The organism is Nostoc foliaceum FACHB-393 (genome assembly GCF_014698505.1).
In the GTDB taxonomy this organism is placed as follows: Bacteria; Cyanobacteriota; Cyanobacteriia; order Cyanobacteriales; family Nostocaceae; genus Nostoc; species Nostoc foliaceum_A.
Map to the genome: position 1 here is coordinate 405,485 of NZ_JACJTD010000001.1, position 17,412 is coordinate 422,896.

18 protein-coding genes are annotated in these 17,412 nt (G+C 39.3%); 7 read left to right on the forward strand and 11 right to left on the reverse strand.

The features are described 5' to 3' along the window. Nucleotides 1–35: 35 nt before the first annotated feature. From hypF to H6G92_RS01630, 6 genes are all read right to left on the reverse strand, one after another. A complete protein-coding gene (gene hypF / locus H6G92_RS01605; RefSeq protein WP_190890034.1) occupies nt 36–2,441 on the reverse strand; it encodes a carbamoyltransferase HypF in 2,406 nt (801 codons plus the stop codon). 20 nt (nt 2,442–2,461) lie between these two features. After that, entirely contained in the window at nt 2,462–3,676 is a 1,215-nt protein-coding gene (locus H6G92_RS01610; protein WP_190890036.1) for a hypothetical protein, read from the reverse strand. Between the two features lie 602 nt (nt 3,677–4,278). Beyond that, the gene (locus H6G92_RS01615) at nt 4,279–5,124 is read right to left on the reverse strand and encodes a NifU family protein (RefSeq protein WP_190890038.1); all 846 of its coding nucleotides are present in this window, start codon (nt 5,122–5,124) and stop codon (nt 4,279–4,281) included. A 46-nt stretch (nt 5,125–5,170) separates the two neighbouring features. After that, nucleotides 5,171–5,395, reverse strand: a complete 225-nt coding sequence (locus tag H6G92_RS01620; RefSeq protein WP_190890039.1) for a hypothetical protein — start codon at nt 5,393–5,395, stop codon at nt 5,171–5,173. Nucleotides 5,396–5,403: 8 nt separating this feature from the next. Then, nucleotides 5,404–5,670: a hypothetical protein gene (locus tag H6G92_RS01625; RefSeq protein ID WP_190890041.1), complete on the reverse strand. Its 267-nt coding sequence runs from the start codon at nt 5,668–5,670 to the stop codon at nt 5,404–5,406. Nucleotides 5,671–5,730: 60 nt separating this feature from the next. Further along, on the reverse strand, nt 5,731–6,699 hold the full coding sequence (locus H6G92_RS01630) for a hypothetical protein (RefSeq protein WP_190890043.1): 969 nt from the start codon (nt 6,697–6,699) through the stop codon (nt 5,731–5,733). A gap of 941 nt (nt 6,700–7,640) precedes the next feature. On the opposite strand from H6G92_RS01630, the gene H6G92_RS01635 reads away from it, so the two are divergent. Both H6G92_RS01635 and H6G92_RS01640 read left to right on the forward strand, forming a co-directional pair. Then, nucleotides 7,641–8,603 (forward strand): hydrogenase small subunit, encoded by a 963-nt coding sequence (locus H6G92_RS01635; RefSeq protein ID WP_114083637.1) that lies wholly within the window; start codon nt 7,641–7,643, stop codon nt 8,601–8,603. A 214-nt stretch (nt 8,604–8,817) separates the two neighbouring features. Beyond that, the gene (locus H6G92_RS01640; RefSeq protein ID WP_190890045.1) at nt 8,818–10,413 is read left to right on the forward strand and encodes a nickel-dependent hydrogenase large subunit; all 1,596 of its coding nucleotides are present in this window, start codon (nt 8,818–8,820) and stop codon (nt 10,411–10,413) included. Nucleotides 10,414–10,495: 82 nt separating this feature from the next. On the opposite strand, the gene H6G92_RS01645 is transcribed toward H6G92_RS01640, so the two are convergent. Both H6G92_RS01645 and H6G92_RS01650 read right to left on the reverse strand, forming a co-directional pair. After that, nucleotides 10,496–11,104 (reverse strand): Uma2 family endonuclease, encoded by a 609-nt coding sequence (locus tag H6G92_RS01645; RefSeq protein WP_390625522.1) that lies wholly within the window; start codon nt 11,102–11,104, stop codon nt 10,496–10,498. 250 nt (nt 11,105–11,354) lie between these two features. Continuing rightward, nucleotides 11,355–12,026 carry a DUF1294 domain-containing protein gene (locus tag H6G92_RS01650; protein ID WP_190890050.1) on the reverse strand — a complete coding sequence of 224 codons (672 nt, stop codon included), beginning with the start codon at nt 12,024–12,026 and terminating at the stop codon, nt 11,355–11,357. Between the two features lie 262 nt (nt 12,027–12,288). Here H6G92_RS01650 and H6G92_RS01655 point away from each other — a divergent pair, with 262 nt between their 5' ends. The 4 genes from H6G92_RS01655 (at nt 12,289) to H6G92_RS01670 (ending at nt 14,144) form a co-directional block, all read left to right on the forward strand. Beyond that, a complete protein-coding gene (locus H6G92_RS01655; RefSeq protein WP_190890052.1) occupies nt 12,289–12,711 on the forward strand; it encodes a hypothetical protein in 423 nt (140 codons plus the stop codon). A 198-nt stretch (nt 12,712–12,909) separates the two neighbouring features. After that, a complete protein-coding gene (locus H6G92_RS01660) occupies nt 12,910–13,326 on the forward strand; it encodes a XisH family protein (RefSeq protein ID WP_190890054.1) in 417 nt (138 codons plus the stop codon). Then, nucleotides 13,314–13,655, forward strand: a complete 342-nt coding sequence (locus tag H6G92_RS01665) for a XisI protein (protein ID WP_190890056.1) — start codon at nt 13,314–13,316, stop codon at nt 13,653–13,655. Before H6G92_RS01660 ends, H6G92_RS01665 begins: the two co-directional genes overlap by 13 nt. An 18-nt stretch (nt 13,656–13,673) precedes the next feature. Further along, the gene (locus H6G92_RS01670; protein ID WP_190890058.1) at nt 13,674–14,144 is read left to right on the forward strand and encodes a hydrogenase maturation protease; all 471 of its coding nucleotides are present in this window, start codon (nt 13,674–13,676) and stop codon (nt 14,142–14,144) included. A gap of 19 nt (nt 14,145–14,163) precedes the next feature. On the opposite strand, the gene H6G92_RS01675 is transcribed toward H6G92_RS01670, so the two are convergent. From H6G92_RS01675 to H6G92_RS01685, 3 genes are read right to left on the reverse strand one after another with little or no spacing between them, the layout of a single operon-like run. After that, on the reverse strand, nt 14,164–14,538 hold the full coding sequence (locus H6G92_RS01675) for a hypothetical protein (protein ID WP_190890060.1): 375 nt from the start codon (nt 14,536–14,538) through the stop codon (nt 14,164–14,166). A gap of 18 nt (nt 14,539–14,556) precedes the next feature. Next, nucleotides 14,557–15,843, reverse strand: a complete 1,287-nt coding sequence (locus H6G92_RS01680) for a SagB/ThcOx family dehydrogenase (RefSeq protein WP_190890062.1) — start codon at nt 15,841–15,843, stop codon at nt 14,557–14,559. Next, nucleotides 15,806–16,294: an ankyrin repeat domain-containing protein gene (locus H6G92_RS01685; RefSeq protein ID WP_190890064.1), complete on the reverse strand. Its 489-nt coding sequence runs from the start codon at nt 16,292–16,294 to the stop codon at nt 15,806–15,808. The genes H6G92_RS01680 and H6G92_RS01685 overlap by 38 nt, the downstream gene beginning before the upstream one ends. 736 nt (nt 16,295–17,030) lie before the next feature. Between H6G92_RS01685 and H6G92_RS01690 the strand changes: the two genes are divergently transcribed. Further along, nucleotides 17,031–17,240 (forward strand): TOBE domain-containing protein, encoded by a 210-nt coding sequence (locus tag H6G92_RS01690; RefSeq protein WP_190890066.1) that lies wholly within the window; start codon nt 17,031–17,033, stop codon nt 17,238–17,240. Nucleotides 17,241–17,412 lie beyond the last annotated feature (172 nt).

Consider the following 17,412-nt stretch of genomic DNA (forward strand, 5'->3'; position numbering starts at 1 on the left):
GAGAGAATTATTTGTGAGAGAAACTTTTTCAAATATCAAGACTCATGTATTAATTGTGCGGCTGCAATAACTGCTTGTCCTAAAGATAAACCGCCGTCATTAGCTGGAACTAAACTGTGAGTAAGTACTTTTATTCCCAATGTTTGTAATCGTTTGCTAACTTGCTCTAACAATATACAATTTTGAAATACTCCTCCTGTTAGCGCTACCTGAGAAATCAGATTTTCTTGAGAAAGATGTTTAACCATTTCCACAATCGCATTAGCTAAACCTTGATGAAATTTGGCAGCGATAACTGGTTGTGGAATCTGCTGCTGCAAGTCATTAACTAAGGCTTGCCACATTGGACGCGGGTCTATATAATAAATCCTATCTGAAAAGCTAAAGTTAAAAGGATAGATTAGCGTTTCTTTATCATTATTTAAGCTGCTAACATCTACTATAGCTTCCATTGCGATCGCAGCTTGTCCTTCATAGCTACATTCATCTCTATAAATACCGATAGCCGCCGCTACTGCATCGAACAATCGCCCTACTGAGGAAGCTGGAGGAGAGTTAATTCCTTTCTCTATAAGTTGATTGAGTAACTTGAGTGGCTTGTTTTTCAAAAATTGAAATATTTCTAAATCAGCATATTTTTGTTTGCAATCATCCCAAAGGTTAGCGGCTATTAATTGGGCATAGGTATTACGCCAAGGCTGATAAATTGCTTGTTCACCACCAATCATTGGGACTGGTTTAAATGTTGCTAGTCGTTTAAATTTTCGGTAATCTGCTAAAAGAAATTCTCCGCCCCAGAGTGTACCATCGTTGCCGTAACCTAAACCATCTAAAGCAATGCCTAATACTGGAGGTGAATCCAGAGGAATGCCATTTTCTGCCATACAAGCGGCAATATGGGCGTGATGATGTTGAATTTGATAAATTTTGATTTGATTTGTCTCTGCAAGTTCTTTACCAAGTTTGCTTGAGAGATATTCAGGATGTTTATCTATAGCGATTATTTCTGGTTTATGCTCAAATAAATTTAAGTATAAATTCAAAGTTTCTTGGTAAGCATTGAAAGCGGCAGCATTTTCTAAATCCCCTAAGTGTTGAGAGAGAAATGCTTCTCCATCCCGCAATAAGCAAAAGGTATTTTTTAACTCACTACCCATTGCTAAAATTTGCGGCACCTTCTGAAATCCCGGTGGTAAAATAATTGGTGCTGGTGCATATCCTCTGGCACGGCGAATTGTTTGGACTTTATCGCCGACAACTCTCACCACCGAATCATCTACCCGATTAATAATCTCTCGATTGTGGAAGAGAAAATAATCAGCGATTTTCCCTAATTTCTCTCTTGCTTCATCGTTATCAATACATTGTGGTTCATCGGTTAGATTGCCACTTGTTAAAACAATTGGGCGATTCATCCGCCGCAAAATTAAATGATGTAAGGGCGTATAAGGTAGCATGAAACCGAGGGTATTTTGTCCTGCTGCTACCGATGGCGCAATATGAAGAGAGTTATGAGTTAGGAGTGAGGAGTTAGGAGTAAATAAACTCTCCTTATATCCGTCTCTCTCTTTTATCTGTAGTAAAACAATTGGTGCGGCAGAACTTGCCAATAATTCTTGTTCTTTGGCGCTGACAATGCAATATTCTTCAATTACCTCCATATCTCGCGCCATTAAAGCAAAGGGTTTATGATAGCGCCTTTTGCGCTGACGCAGTTTTTGTACAGCAGTTTCCTGAGTTGCATCGCAAGCTAGATGAATACCACCTAACCCTTTAATTGCCACAATCTCACCCTTTTGCAATAAGGTACAAACGGCATCGACATCATCCAACATTGAGAACATCGAAGCAGTAACCGATTTCCCATCAGCGCGTTCTAACCAAGCTGTGGGGCCGCAAGCATGACAAGCTACAGGTTGGGCGTGAAAACGGCGGTTTTCGACATCGTGGTATTCCTTTGCACATTCAGAACACATGACAAACGCAGACATACTGGTATTGCATCTGTCATAAGGAATGGCACGAATAATACTCAGGCGAGGGCCGCAATGAGTGCAGTTAGTAAATGGGTAACGATAAAAGCGGCTAAAGGGGTCGAATATTTCTTGTTGACACTGTGGACAAGTCGCTGCATCAGGAGTAATTTCTGTTGTGATGGCATTACTGACACTAGTAGAAATTACAAAATTATCAAATTTTAATTCACCTTCATAAATAGTTCTTGTGAGTTGATTAATTTTTGCCAATGGCGGACATTCTGTTTGTAATCTGGCAACAAATTTGGTTATTGCTTTCTCACCACCAGATACCCGAATTAATACACCTTCACCATCATTACAAACATCTCCACACAAACCGCAAGCTTTAGCCAGACGATATACAGTAGGACGAAATCCTACCCCTTGAACTGTGCCGCGAACTCTAATTTCTTCAGTCGCCATATAAATCTGACTTTCAAAAATTACGAATTATTAAACTGCCACAGCAAAATTCGGTTATTTCCAGAATCAGCTATTACCAACCTATTGCCACAAATTTTTATTCCGTAACACCAATTTAAACTATCTCGTTTCGGCAATCCAAAATTACGATTTTCACCTTTACTTTGAAAATTTATTTGTCCTGCCAACCCATCTGCCACTACACCTTGCAGTGATAAAATTGATTCTGGCTTCTTCCATCCTAACAAACGGGAATTAGCAGTATCTGCAACTACTAACCAATCCCCAGCAACATCCACACCATAAGGCATACTCAAACTACTAGCACTTGGCAAATAAACTCCTTGATTCATTTCCACAAAATCAAAGCTTTTTTGCCCTAAAACCACTGCACAAGGAGCATTATTTTCTGTTGGTATTCCCTGCCAAATCATTACCCGGTGATTACCTGCATCGCTGACAACCAAATTCTCTCCCCAAAAGGTGATGTCGTGACACCAACGCATACTCGCTGCGGTTGGAGAACTACCGCCGTTTTCATTGCGAGATATCATATCCGGTTGTCCCAAAACTAAATCAGCGGGTTGACCGTTTTCTGTTGGTAACTGATGCCAAATTAATAGCCTTCTATTACCAGTGTCAGCAATAAATAGTCGCCCTTGATGATAGAAAACACCATAGGGCCAGTGCATTGTACTAGCAGATGCTGCATGATTTCCCCGATTTGGTTCATTATCGCTAAAATTAACTTGCCCTAACACCAAATCCGCTGGAACATTGTTATCTTCTGGTAATTTTTTCCAAATCAAAACCCGATGATTCCAAGCATCTGCTACAGCTAATCCTTCGCCGCAAGCACAAATCCCTGTTGGTACACTTAGGGTTGTCCTTCCCGGTGTGCTTTTAGCATTTTGTCCCTCATGATAAAAGTCAGGTTGTCCAATTACCCAATCAGCAGGTTGACTATCTCTCGTGGGTAATTTCTGCCATCCTAATAATCGATGATGTCCCGTATCTGATACCCATAAAGGGCCAGTTTCTGATAACAAACAAGCACCACGAGGCCCAAACATTTCTATCGGACTGGGTGCTACAGGTATCACTAATTGTTCTGGTTCAATAATGCTGCCTAAAATTATCTCTGCACCTTGAGGTGATAAAGGTAATTTTTGAGAAATTTCTGTTGCTTCTAGCGGTAATTGTGATATTGAATTATTTTTGATTGGGATATCCATGAACCGCAGATAGACGCTGATAATTATTTAAAAACATTAATGTTGATTAGCATGTAACAGCAGTCACAATTTTGCATTATGTTTTCCCAGAAAACCTTTAAAAAAGTTTTCTATTAATCAATCTTAAAAAGTTTTTGCAAACCTTTAGTGCCTTTCGTTACACAATAATATTTGTAATGAGTGCGCGATATACTGAAATGAGAAAGCAATCAAGCCTTTTGAGAAAGCAATATGCTTTTTTACTTGCGGAAAATACCAAAATCAATGCGCGATATACTGAAATGAGAAAGCAATCAAGCATTTTGAGAAAGCAATATGCCTTTTTGCTTGCTAAATCTACCGAAATGAGAAAGTAATCAGGCATTTTGAGAAAGCAATATGCCTTTTTGAGAAAGCAATCAGTGATTTTGCTTTCTCAAAACACTAAAATGAACAACTGAATTACACAAAGGAGAAACAATTCAGGTATATTGATAAAGCAATCGGTCTTTTTGATTGCACAAAACCCTAAAATCAATGCGTGAACTACTGAAATGAAAAGGCAAAGTTGTTGTAATTGCCTAGTCGCCGAGTATATTTGCCCAGATATTACTTTAGCATCATCATTTTTGCAGTTTCACAAAAATCTTATCGCCCTTAATCTTTACTAGATACGACTGAAGCGAAACATCAGGTGCAGTTAAGCATTTACCTGTCTCTAAACTGTACTGGAATCCGTGGGAAGGACAGGTAATAATACCATTTTCAACTTTACCCTTTTCTAAGGGAGATCCTAGATGCGTGCAAGCATTACGGTAACATTTTATTGCAACATCTTGGCGATATAAAATGAGTGAAGTACCAGCAAGTTGTACTGCCAATACACTCAATTCAAGAACTTGATCAATAGTCGCTACTTTGATCCAAGTAGAAGTTATTTTTGAAGAGAATGGACTGATTAAACCAGGATTTGCATTGTTAACAATAGGGTTGTAATTAACCGCAACCACTTTGCTAATTTCGGGACAATGATTTTTGATTGCCTGTTCTACTCCTTGAGATAAAGTCAAAGTAGAAGCTGGACAACTGCTGCAAGTTCCTATTAATCTAACTTCTACTGTATCTGGTGGCTGAATTGCCACTAGTTCTACATCCCCATTATGGCTTTTTAAACCTGGGCGTACTTCTTCAAGGGCTGTCTGAATGCGCTGTGTTAATGGTGCTTTTGGTGGTTTAACTAGTTCGTGATAAAGCAGAACTGCATACACTAATTCATCAGCAACAGCATGACGCAAAGCTGACATTGATTCTTGTTTTAGGCTTTTAATCAAATTAGTCAATGCAGCTTTATGCAAATCTTCAATTGCTCTTTTTAGACCTACTGCTACACACCGTTGGCTTTCATCCCACTCGGATATAATTGCCTCAAAGCGGTTAATTTCCCGAACTAATTCTTCAAGGTTGGGCATGGGTATTGGAAAAACAACTCACAAACGGCTAATGACTAATGACAATTCACTTCATTTTGAAATCCTTGAGGAGAAATGGCATAATCATGCCCGTCACTAAACTAGATAATATTATTGGTAAGTAGAAGGGAATTGGGGCTTGTGCGAGTAACACTAGCAGTAAGAAACCCACAGCAATACCAATAGTAGTTTGCTTGGCAAAATACATCGGTTCGCGTATTAGCTTTCCTTTAAAAAATAACTTGGCAGAAAGCCATCCTATCTCTAACATCTTTCCTCCTAATAATTTGTCAATAAATTTAAAGCAGCAAGCCCTAAGAGGATGGCGGGAATTACACCCGCAGGGGCAAGTAATGCACCAAGCATTGCTGAAAACTGATAGCCTAAATCTTTCCCAGCTAACAGCATTCCACCAATTGCACCGCCGACCATAGACAAGACTACTGCTATGATTAGCCACACTAATTCTGTTGCTATGTTCAGATCACCATCTGCTAAACTTGTGATAAAATTTATCACATTTGGGGAGTTAAAAATATCTCTCATGCTGTTTTTTCCTGATTGCTAAAGTCAAGAGTGAAGAATAAAATTAGAGATCCATAACTCCTAACCCTTCATTTCTGCTTCTACATCTTTTAGCGCTTGGGCTACTACCTCTACTTGTGCCATTTGTTGATATTTCGTAAATATTTCTAAAGCATCTTGATAGTAACTCTGCGCTTGCAAAAGATTTTTAGGATTACCAGCTTCTGGTTTTTCCTGGTCATCTGGTAAGTTGAAGAGGGCGTTGGCTTTGTTAGAAATTGTATTAGCGTACTCTAGGGGTGTGTCTTTGGAGTTACGCACTTTTAGCGCTTCATCATAAGCTGCGATCGCACGCAAGTTATTCTCCACAGGATGGGAACTCACTAAATATTGCAAAGCGTTACCTAAATTGTTTTGCAACATCGCATATTCTCTGGGATGATCGATCAGATTAATATGCTTTAGCGCCACCTCAAATGATTGCACAGCTAACCCTTGACGCAAGTATTCCCGTTCCGATGCTAGGGGCATAGAAAGGTAAGCGATCGCAATATTGTTATACAAAATCGCGTATTCTTGGGGGTAATCTTCCCAAGTAAACACCCGCAACGCCTCATGATAAGCCTGGATGCTGTCGGTTATCCGCGCCAAATTGAATGGCACTAGCGACTGCAACACCAGCCCAAAATTCATCTGCGTTTCTGCCACTTCTTCTGGCAAAGCTAATTGTTGTAAAATCGGTAATGCCTCTTCATAACCGACTTTAGCTTGCATCAACAGTTGGTAATCAGCATCCGGTATTGCCTGTAATGTCCCCGCCATGCCTACTTTGGCCCTGGCTTTCAGTAGGGGATACTCCTCACCACACATCTCGTAGGCCCGGTAATATAAGCCAACTGCATTCCGCAAGTCTTGGGCAGCTTTGGGCTTTTTTTGAAAACCCTGTGCTATCTCAATCAGCATTTGGATTTTTTCCTCTGCTGAGGCTGACTCCGATGCAACAGCTGCGATCGCAGCCTTCACTGCTGAATCTGTAATGCTGGGGGTCATAACTCTGCCGTACTCTAGCCAATTGGGAATTGAGTCCAACACCCATGAATGAACGAGATACTTTTGGGCATCTCATCACGGGCCATACCGATTTACGCAGGCTTCGAGTCCTTTAGGCGGAATTCCCCTTTTGTCTGAGAGGCTAGGGATTAGTGACTAGTGATTGGGGATTAGGGAAGAGTTTTCCCAGTACCCAATCCCCAATACCTAGTCCTTAATTCCCAATCTCTAAAATATAAAACACTCTATTTCTAAAATTCTAGGGGGAAATTGCCAATATTAATGTCAGTTTTAAACACCTTACATTTTGATAAGGTGTTCTGTATCATGACCTGACACAACGCAGTTATTCTATATTGAATTGATAACATCTTATATATTTAAGACCTAACTTTGTTATCAAAATCTAATTCTTCACTATTTCATTATTTTAATTTGCAGTAGGGGCACGGCATTGCCGTGCCCCTACTTTTAAATCACAATACTTTCACGTTTAAAATATTAGCCTATTTAGATATAGCGGTTTCCGTATAATACAGAAAAAATAATTAACCACAGATACTAGTAGGGGCACGGCAATGCCGTGCCCTACCCGTGTATTTGATTCACATGAGAAGCGCTATAGCAATCCTATCTGATTGGTAAAAATTCGTTGTGTCTAGATTACCGATTTATTTAATAATTTAGAGAGCTAACTTTCAGTAAAAAATCAGACGTTCAGTTTATTATTCAAGTTTTTGTGAGAAAGTCTGTTATTGATACAACTTTTAAGCGATCTCAATTGCATTTAAATTCTTAGCAATGATTAATTTTTATTTAACAAAAGATAATTCAATAGAAAATCCACTAATATAAATAAATAAATATTGATAAATACGTGAAACTCTACAAGCATTATTTACTAAGTCACGTATGGCAAACAATACAAAAACACCTAGCCCATGACTAACGTACTATGGCTACAAGGTGGTGCTTGCTCAGGCAACACCATGTCATTTCTCAACGCTGAAGAACCGACAGTCTGCGATTTAATTGCCGACTTTGGTATTAATATACTTTGGCATCCTTCCTTGGGATTGGAACTAGGCAACGATTTGCAAACACTGCTACGGAATTGCATTTCTGGCACAATTCCTTTAGATATCTTGGTATTTGAAGGCAGCGTTGTCAACGCCCCCAACGGTACTGGCGAATGGAATCGGTTTGCCGATCGCGCCATGAAAGATTGGTTAGCAGACCTCGCCAAAGTTGCTAAATTTATCGTCGCTGTAGGAGACTGTGCAACCTGGGGAGGAATTCCCGCCATGTCACCCAACCCCAGCGAATCAGAAGGTTTGCAATTTCTCAAACGTCAAGAAGGCGGCTTTTTAGGTAAAGACTTTGTGTCTCAAGCCGGATTACCTGTAATTAATATTCCCGGATGTCCCGCCCATCCCGACTGGATTACGCAGATATTAGTTGCGATCGCTACTGGACGCATAGCAGACATTGCTTTCGATGAACTAAATCGTCCCCAAACTTTCTTCAACACCTACACCCAAACAGGTTGTACCCGCAACATCCACTTTGCCTACAAAGCCTCAACCGCCGAATTTGGTCAGCGCAAAGGCTGCCTATTTTATGACTTGGGTTGTCGCGGCCCCATGACTCATTCTTCCTGCAACCGCATCTTATGGAACCGCGTCTCTTCTAAAACTCGCGCTGGAATGCCTTGCTTAGGTTGCACAGAACCAGAATTTCCCTTCTTTGACCTCAAACCAGGAACAGTATTCAAAACCCAAACAGTAATGGGAGTTCCCAAAGAATTACCGCCAGGGGTGAACAAAAAAGACTACGCCTTACTCACAATGGTTGCAAAAGATGCAGCGCCACCTTGGGCAGAAGAAGACTTTTTTACAGTTTAGTCATTAGTCATTAGAGAATGTTTGAAAAGTCTACGCTTGTATCGAGATCCCCCCTAGCCCCCCTTAAAAAGGGGGGAATAACCTTCTCAAAGTCCTCCTTTTTAAGGAGGATTTAGGAGGATCTAAAATTTTGGATACCTCAGTCACCATTTTTCAAACAACCTTTTATTGAACAACAAATGACAAATAACAAATGACAAAGGACAAATGACAAATGACAATTCAATCATTAGATATATCGCCCGTAGGTAGAGTTGAAGGCGATTTAGATGTCCGAGTCGATATTGAACATGGAAGAGTAGTCAACGCTTGGACACATGCCGAACTTTTTCGCGGATTTGAAGTTATCCTACGCGGTAAAGACCCCCAAGCCGGATTAATTGTCACACCTCGCATTTGCGGAATTTGCGGCGGTTCTCACCTGACTAGTGCATCTTGGGCATTAGATACAGCTTGGGAAACAGAAGTTCCTCGCAATGCAATTTTGGCGAGAAATCTCGGTCAAATTGTCGAGACAATCCAAAGCATCCCCCGCTATTTTTATGGTTTGTTTGCCATTGACTTAACCAATAAAAAATACCGCAATAGTCGCTATTATGACGAAGCTGTGAGACGCTTTGCCGCCTTCACTGGCAAATCTTACGAACTAGGCATAACAATTTCCGCTAAACCCGTAGAAATTTATGCACTATTGGGCGGACAATGGCCCCATTCTAGCTATATGGTTCCCGGTGGCGTGATGTGCGCCCCCACTTTAACAGACATCACCCGCGCTTGGGCAATTCTCGAATATTTCCGCACCAATTGGTTAGAACCAGTGTGGTTGGGTTGTTCATTAGAACGCTACGAACAAATCCAGACTTATGATGACTTTAGAGATTGGTTAGATGAAGACCGAAATCATCGAGATTCCGACTTAGGTTTTTATTGGCGCATGGGTTTAGATATTGGTCTAGATAGATATGGCGCTGGTGTTGGTAAATATGTAACTTGGGGATATTTAGCCCATGAAGATAAATACCAAAAGCCGACTATCGAAGGACGAAATGCGGCGATGATTATGAAAAGTGGAGTGTACGACAGCTTTGCAGACACTCACGTTTTGATGGATCAATCATTCACCCGTGAGAATACAACTCACTCTTGGTACGATGAGGGGACAGAAGACATTCACCCTAGCGATCGCACCACTAAACCCACTGCAATCAATACCAAAGACTTCGATAACGCCTACTCTTGGTCGAGTGCAGTCCTTCACAAAGACTTCGGACGCTTGGAAACTGGCCCCTTAGCGCGGCAATTAGTAGCTGGTGGTCAACATGGCGAATCTTGGCAACACTACGACCCCTTCATCCTCGATGTCTTCAAACGAATGGGTGGTGCTAGTATTCATGTGCGTCAGCTAGCACGAGTTCACGAACTTGTCAAGTTATATCGTCAAGCTGAACACTGCTTGCGCGAATTCAAATTAAACGATCCTTGGTATATCAAACCCAAAGAAAAAGATGGACGCGGTTGGGGTGCAACGGAAGCAGCACGCGGTTCCTTATCTCACTGGGTGGAAATAGAGGGCGGTAAGATTAAGAACTACCAAGTGATTGCCCCAGGTACTTGGAATATTGGCCCTCGTGATGGTGAAGGAATCCGTGGCCCCATTGAAGAAGCGTTAATTGGGACACCCATTTACGATTCTAGCGATCCAGTAGAAGTTGGTCATGTGGCGCGATCGTTTGATTCATGTTTGGTGTGTACAGTTCACGCCCATGATGCGAAAACTGGTGAAGAGTTAGCGCGTTTTCGGACTGCTTAATTCTCAAAATTCTTCTGGCTTTCTATCACCGTTTCTTCAATCCATCCGTTCTTGTAGCTGTTCAAGACTCATTTAGTCGTCGTTAATGGCACTGCAAAACTTGAACAGCAGTCAACTTTAGATCAGCAAATACAAGCGAAGCGATCGCACTATCTCCTAGATACACCTTCTCCTCATAAAAACCCTCTACCCATTCCAGAACTGTCACTCGCTGTTGTATCGGATCAACAATCCAATACTCAAGAATACCCCGTGCTGCATACTCAGATCGCTTATAGCGATAATCACGACTACTCTGATTTGGACTTACCACTTCAACCACTAATAACGGCGGTGGCATCTCTGGCATTACCGTAGATCGTTTAGCCCCCTCCATCGCCGTCGCCAACTCCTCAGAAAACACCACTAAATCAGGAACGCGCACCCGTGAGCCAGTAGTTATAATTTCCGTTTTCATCGACAGCCGATAAGCAGGAATACCCAGTTGCACAAAGCAAACAAGGATAAACATGGCAATTCGTCGATTTATCTCACTCTCGGCCGTCATCAGAAGCAATTCTCCATCTTCAAACTCATACATTGCATCTGTACCATCGTCATAATTAAAGAACTCCTCAAGAGTCATATTCCCAGATGCAGCTTTATCTAATGTGATTGCCATAATCACCTTACCTTCTGGTAAAAACATCATTAACTTACTATTATCACAATATCTCTAGGACTTACGCGCTTAATTTAATTATCAGGTGCGTTAGTCATAGGGTAAGGCACCGAAATTTTTGTAGTTTATAGTTTACTAAGCAGCTATTGTGAGTCTACTTACTCCATTTCCATTTCAGCGATCGCAGTAAAAGTTTTCATATCATAATCATGGACAACGCTCACTTACAGCTTACTGGATTGGTCATCGAACTGAGCGATCTATGACAATCAGACTAAACTTACTTACCCCTAGAAGCAATACTGAAAAACAGATTTATCAACACCTTACCAAAAAATAGCCAATCTAACCAAAATACAATGTGAAGAATTGCTATTACCCAAAATACAACTTGATAAGAAACTTTGCTGCTTTTGTGACGTAGCCTCTGTTGAGCAACAAATCCACCTAACCAACCACCCATAAATTCGCACAGATGCAAAGTATTTTCTTGCCTTCTCCATTGTCCTTGTTGTGCGCGAGACTTATCATCGGCATATAGGCTAAAAGTAATGAAACTCATGACAGGATAAAGAATTAGCGGAATTGGATTGCCAGTTGTTAGTGCAAGATGGATTGAACCCAATCCGGGTAGTAAAGATAGAAGAAATGTATTTAATGCTAATGAGCTAGATTTTTCTACAGTTCTGGATATAGACTTATTTGGTGCGGCAGAAGATAAGGATTTTGATTTAACTTCTTCGATGAAAGCATTACAAGCCCGTACCTTGCCATCTTTACTAACTGTTAATTGATAACAAATCAAATCACCCACTTGGGGACGACGGTTAACGTCTTTCAATGCTGTAATATGTAGAAAGACTTTTTGACTAGCATCATTGGGTTGTATGAAACCAAATCCGCGATCGTCGTTCCAGATGGTTAGCTGCCCTTTGTGAAAAGCAAGTTTCATGAACAAATCATATATTTATATTTATCTTATAGTGTGCCCTTATTTACACAAATAGACAACACCAAAAATGCGTAGGCGTAGCCCGTCGGGGATATCCCTCCACCAACTCTTTTAACTTAGTAAAAATCTGGTGATAACTAATGGACTATTCCCAATGCCTGATATTCAAAACTCGTAGCGTACCACACTAAAACTTATAGAAACAGTGCGTTAGGCTTGCGTTAATGCATTTGCATAAAACAGCAATTTACACGGTAAGCTTGTGTCTGATTTAGCGCTACATAATTATCTCCCTCGCGTTCCCGATGCAGCATTGCAAGAATACATAGAATGGTGTGTTTTAGAACAGGCAAAATCCGCAGAATGTAACTTTACTCCCGATAGAAGTAAGTTAGATAATTTGCCACCAGAAGACTACGTTCCTAAACTTGTCGAGCAGTTTATGAAAGTTAAACCAGACCCAATTAAAGCCGGTTTGGTAGCTGCGATCGCAGGCAAGGAAGCTGACAAACACGCTTTATCTGGTTTAGCGATCGCAGCTGATTTTGTATCTCTTTATGTCAAGTATTTAATTCCTAAAGAGGGAAGTACTAAAGAACAGGCTGAAGAGATATTAACTAAAGTATCACAAGATCAGTATGAGAAACTAACTGAAGTTGCAAAGAAACATGGTGTAGCTTTATAGTTTCCTTCTAATAATCTGGTTTTCAGAGGCTTTGTCTGTATTATTAGTCAAAGCCTCTGTTTTAGGCACTACTGATTGCCTGTATTATAAAGTTTAATTACTGTTAATTGTTGAATTGCGATCGCTCCACCAGCAATCTCACAACTACATACCTACTGTGGTATTGCTAGAATATACTTACTATAATTTTGTGACTCTATGCCCGCTAGGGATTTCTACCATAATGCTGTAAAAGCAGCCCTCATCAAAGACGGTTGGATAATTACAGATGACCCTTACATCATCAAGTATGAGAATACTAAGCTATTTGCTGACCTAGCGGCTGAAAGAACACTTGCAGCTGAACGCAACGGAACTAAAATTATTGTTGAAATTAAAAGCTTCCTGGGTAAATCGCCAATAAATGACTTTGAAAATGCTCTAGGTCAATACATTCTTTATCGTAATCTGATTAAGGTTACAGAACCTCAATATCAACTTTATTTAGCAATCAAGCAAAGCACTTATGAAAATTTTTTCCAGCTAAAAGCAATTACATTAGTAGTTCAGCAGAATCAACTATTATTAATGGTTGTAGATGTCGAAAGTGAGGTTATAGTTCAATGGATAAACTAAGTCACTATAGAAATATTATTAAAAATATTCTCATAGAATATGACCGCCTCTGCAATAGCTCACCTGATGAGGAATTAGAGAGCCTTTTAGCACTCGATGATGAACGCGATCAATATCTATGGTTTCAGATTGGCTGGCAAAAAAATCGCCGAATTAAAGGTATTACTGTACATATTCGGATTAAAAATAACAAAATTTGGATTGAAGAAGACTGGACTGAAGAAGGTATTGCCACCGAATTATTAAACGCAGGGGTTCCCCAAAGTGATATTGTGTTAGCTTTTCATCCTCCCAGCGATCGCGCTTTAACTGAATTTGCACCTGCTTAAACAATTAAATCTCATCCCATGCTCACTATTATCGGTTGTGGCAATCTCAATCGCAATGACGATGCAGTAGGCGTAATCATTGCCCAACGCTTACAAAAATATCTAGCTAAAAATCCTCATCCTCATGTGCGAGTATATGACTGTGGCACCGCAGGGATGGAAGTAATGTTTCAAGCTAGAGGTAGTAAACAATTAGTAATTATTGATGCAAGTTCAACAGGCTCTGAGCCGGGTGCTGTGTTTAAAGTTCCAGGGAAAGAACTGGAAGCTTTGCCAGAACCTAGTTATAACTTGCACGATTTTCGTTGGGATAATGCTTTAGCCGCCGGACGGAAAATCTTTCAAAATGACTTTCCTGAAGATGTCACAGTTTATTTAATTGAGGCGGCAAATCTTGATTTGGGACTAGAGTTAAGTCCTGCTGTTAAACATTCTGCTGATTTAGTTTTTGAAGAGGTAGCTGCACTTATCAAACAGAATATTAACTAATACAAAATCCAAAATTGAATCACGCCCAATCCCGATAAACAGAAAGTTCATCTACCCTCATTTCAAAAGGTACGCCTTGACTTTCTGGCGGACAAACACGGATTTTAGCACTGTTAACAATTCCGTAGAGTAATGTCCCCATTGGCACAATTTTTTGTAAAACACGCCAATTAATAACTTGATCGGGACATTCAATTACCAATGTCAGAGCATTGGCGTGGGTTGTGACATACCACCGACAATCAGACAGAAGATTTTGAATGGTGCGATCGCACGCTTCATAAAAGTATCTACTAATAGAATCCTCTAGCTGTTGCCGCAGTATAATATCTGCTGATGTCGGTTGCATAGGATGCGAATCATCACTATTAAAGTAATACATATTTCTAGCCATCTCTCTTTAGCTTCCTACTTATCTTCCAATCACCATTCCATAAAGTACATCTTTATTTGTTTCTAATAATTCCTGGGTTTCGTCGTCATAATAAGCACCTATTCCACTACACTGAATCCCCAAATAATTACTAGTTAAATAAAGTCTCTGTCCCAGAAAACCAGCTATTTGCATAGCAGTTTGATAGTTTAAATAATCTGACACAAAAAATAAAGTTACAGCGCTATCTTTAGCAATAGCCTGATTAATACATAAGTAACCTGTCTTTTCACTAAAATTACCTGTCTTAACCAGATACGTACCTTTATATAACCCAGGTGTCATTCCCTCTACTCGATGCACGACTGAGTAAATTTCTATTTCCTCATAGTTTTCTGTCGGTATTGACTGCTGAAGTTGTTGCACTACATATAAATAATCTTCTTGAGAAATAAACTCTTTCCGGAAACGTCTAATAGAACGTCTAGCCCAAACAGTTTGATAAAATTTCTCTTTCTCGAAGTCAAATTGAGGATATTCTAATTGCTGCTGGCGGCTATTTTGTAGAGTAGTTGCTTGATAGCCATCTTCAATAAATTGATTGGATTCAAAATAATCAGTACCAGAAACAAAAGGAACTTTCAGCCTTAATCGTCTGATTTTTTTATCTTGTACTTCTCCTGACATCGCACAAGCAGTAATAAACTCTTTATTCTCAAATCCCAAATCTGAATTGAGAGCAAGTTTATCAAAGTCGAAAATTAGTTGTATATCTCGGTTGTGGAGAAAAGCTGAAGCTGCAACTGCACCTAAATGGTGTCCGCTATCTAAGAAGCAATACCTTATGCTTCTATTTTGATATTTCCAGCTAGACCTATAATAAACACAACTAATTAAAAAGATGAATCCGTTGATACTTTTACCCGGTATAATATAATTCTCTAACCCATCATCGATTAATTCATAGATGAGAGTTAGACAATTATTCTCAACTTCTAGATGGTATATACCATCTACCATTCCCTGAATTCCACGAACCTGTACGTAAACTTCCGTAGGATACAGAGCGCCTGCTGATGGATTCACTCGCAGTTTATAAGGGCCATCTTTATATACTTTTTCTAGTGTTATCGCACTGGTTAACGAGATAAAAGAGTGAATAGGATTATTGAGATTTAATTTCACTCTTCGATAAAACTTTGGATAAACTTTAAATGGAGATGGCTGTGTTGAAGCATCTACATAATTTGGATCAAGTTGTACCGATAAGTAAGAATGCTTGGTAGCTTCATGATAAGTTTTGCCCGATATCTGACTTTGTGGCATTTTTCAGAATCCTTAAAACTTCTACGTTGCTAGCAAAATCTATCGCTTTATAGTCATCTAAATTTTTCAAATACAAATTAGGCTGATGCTGTAAAAGTAACTTGACGACTTCTGTTTTCCCGGCTGATGCTGCATACATTAAAACAGTTGCACCATTATCGTTTTGGTTATCAATATTAATGTTGCTAGCAAGCAGTAAATTAATTAAATCGTAGTGATTACCAAAACAAGCAAACCACAAAGCATTGTTGCGATCGCTATTTCGAGCATTGATATCCGCATCTGCATCAATTAGTTCTTTGACAACTGTATAAACTCCCTCTATTGTCGCTTTCATCAAAGCTGTATCGCCATTTTCACCTGGCTGATTTAAATTACTAAGGGTATAGCCTTTCGCTATTAACCATTGGACTGTTGCTTCACTCAAATCTTGACTGCTTACTTGGCTCATGATTATTCTTTAAATGCCATAACTCTAAGTAGCTTCTAAGCATAAATTTGCTTGGAAAACTTAATGGTGGGTAATGCCCACCATTATTTTAAAATGCTATAAGGTTAGCTGAAGTTTAGTAGTTTACCAAAGCCACTTTGTTTATTCAAAAGTTTGGTAAAACAAAAAGTCTCTCTCTACTCCCCGCCCTCACTCGTTAACTTTAGGTTGTTGGAAACTAAGTTAACTAGCAACAATTTAGCTTAGTTATATATTATCACTGTGATAAGTTTGAATTATGAATCATTTATAAAGATCCCCAGATATATCTAATAAAAAATATTGAAATATAATTAAAATGCAGTATTTTTTACTATGCTATTTCAGAATATAGTAACGTATATAAATTGTGTATAAATATTTACTAGCGCACTGTTGCAGAAGTTTGTCTAGCTTTAACAATTTGCTCAAGCCCATTGTATTGCAATACGCTTGGGTTAAGGGTTATCGGTGTAGATAATTGGTATTTTAAGACGCGATAACTCGCGTCTCTACATGAGGTTTCTGTTGCTCATTCTGAACTGTATTGCATTGTATTACTAAAATTTGATATTACGTATCCATTAAATCTTGTATTTAATAAAACAAAAATATTACTTTACACCCTGAGACTTCTTAAGAAATCTCAAATATCTTCCTTTTTTAAGCAAAATTTGCTAGTTTATTTAAGTAAAAATAAGTAAAATACAGACAAAAAATGGAAATTAGCGCTCGTAATTCTCTCAAGGGTACCGTAAAAAAAGTTGTGCCTGGTACAGTAAATACTGAGATAACTTTAGAAGTGGCACCAGGAGTAGAGTTAGTGTCAATAATCACAAAATCATCAGCGGAAAAGCTGGGACTTACAGAAGGTAAGCAGGCTTATGCCGTGATTAAATCATCAGATGTGATAGTTGCTGTTGATTAAAAAATAAGCAAGTTGCCTTTTTTTGCAAGCGGCTCTGTCTTGAATATCAAATTGCATTCATACTTATAAATTGAGTAATCTCACTCCTGCAATTAAATAGCAAAGGAGTGAGGCCAATTTAATTGGTCATTCGTAATTTTTATGTATAGTCTTAATTACAAAGTCAAAATTT

Excerpts from the sequence above, each read along its gene's own strand:
- H6G92_RS01635 (WP_114083637.1), top strand. The coding sequence starts at position 7,641 with ATGACTAACGTACTATGGCTACAAGGTGGTGCTTGCTCAGGCAACACC.
- H6G92_RS01640 (WP_190890045.1), top strand. The coding sequence starts at position 8,818 with ATGACAATTCAATCATTAGATATATCGCCCGTAGGTAGAGTTGAAGGC.
- H6G92_RS01680 (WP_190890062.1), bottom strand. The coding sequence starts at position 15,843 with ATGCCACAAAGTCAGATATCGGGCAAAACTTATCATGAAGCTACCAAG.
- H6G92_RS01625 (WP_190890041.1), bottom strand. The coding sequence starts at position 5,670 with ATGAGAGATATTTTTAACTCCCCAAATGTGATAAATTTTATCACAAGT.
- H6G92_RS01620 (WP_190890039.1), bottom strand. The coding sequence starts at position 5,395 with ATGTTAGAGATAGGATGGCTTTCTGCCAAGTTATTTTTTAAAGGAAAG.
- H6G92_RS01665 (WP_190890056.1), top strand. The coding sequence starts at position 13,314 with ATGGATAAACTAAGTCACTATAGAAATATTATTAAAAATATTCTCATA.
- H6G92_RS01615 (WP_190890038.1), bottom strand. The coding sequence starts at position 5,124 with ATGCCCAACCTTGAAGAATTAGTTCGGGAAATTAACCGCTTTGAGGCA.
- H6G92_RS01685 (WP_190890064.1), bottom strand. The coding sequence starts at position 16,294 with ATGAGCCAAGTAAGCAGTCAAGATTTGAGTGAAGCAACAGTCCAATGG.
- hypF (WP_190890034.1), bottom strand. The coding sequence starts at position 2,441 with ATGGCGACTGAAGAAATTAGAGTTCGCGGCACAGTTCAAGGGGTAGGA.
- H6G92_RS01645 (WP_390625522.1), bottom strand. The coding sequence starts at position 11,104 with ATGATGTTTTTACCAGAAGGTAAGGTGATTATGGCAATCACATTAGAT.
- H6G92_RS01610 (WP_190890036.1), bottom strand. The coding sequence starts at position 3,676 with ATGGATATCCCAATCAAAAATAATTCAATATCACAATTACCGCTAGAA.
- H6G92_RS01660 (WP_190890054.1), top strand. The coding sequence starts at position 12,910 with ATGCCCGCTAGGGATTTCTACCATAATGCTGTAAAAGCAGCCCTCATC.
- H6G92_RS01670 (WP_190890058.1), top strand. The coding sequence starts at position 13,674 with ATGCTCACTATTATCGGTTGTGGCAATCTCAATCGCAATGACGATGCA.
- H6G92_RS01690 (WP_190890066.1), top strand. The coding sequence starts at position 17,031 with ATGGAAATTAGCGCTCGTAATTCTCTCAAGGGTACCGTAAAAAAAGTT.
- H6G92_RS01650 (WP_190890050.1), bottom strand. The coding sequence starts at position 12,026 with ATGAAACTTGCTTTTCACAAAGGGCAGCTAACCATCTGGAACGACGAT.
- H6G92_RS01630 (WP_190890043.1), bottom strand. The coding sequence starts at position 6,699 with ATGACCCCCAGCATTACAGATTCAGCAGTGAAGGCTGCGATCGCAGCT.
- H6G92_RS01675 (WP_190890060.1), bottom strand. The coding sequence starts at position 14,538 with ATGGCTAGAAATATGTATTACTTTAATAGTGATGATTCGCATCCTATG.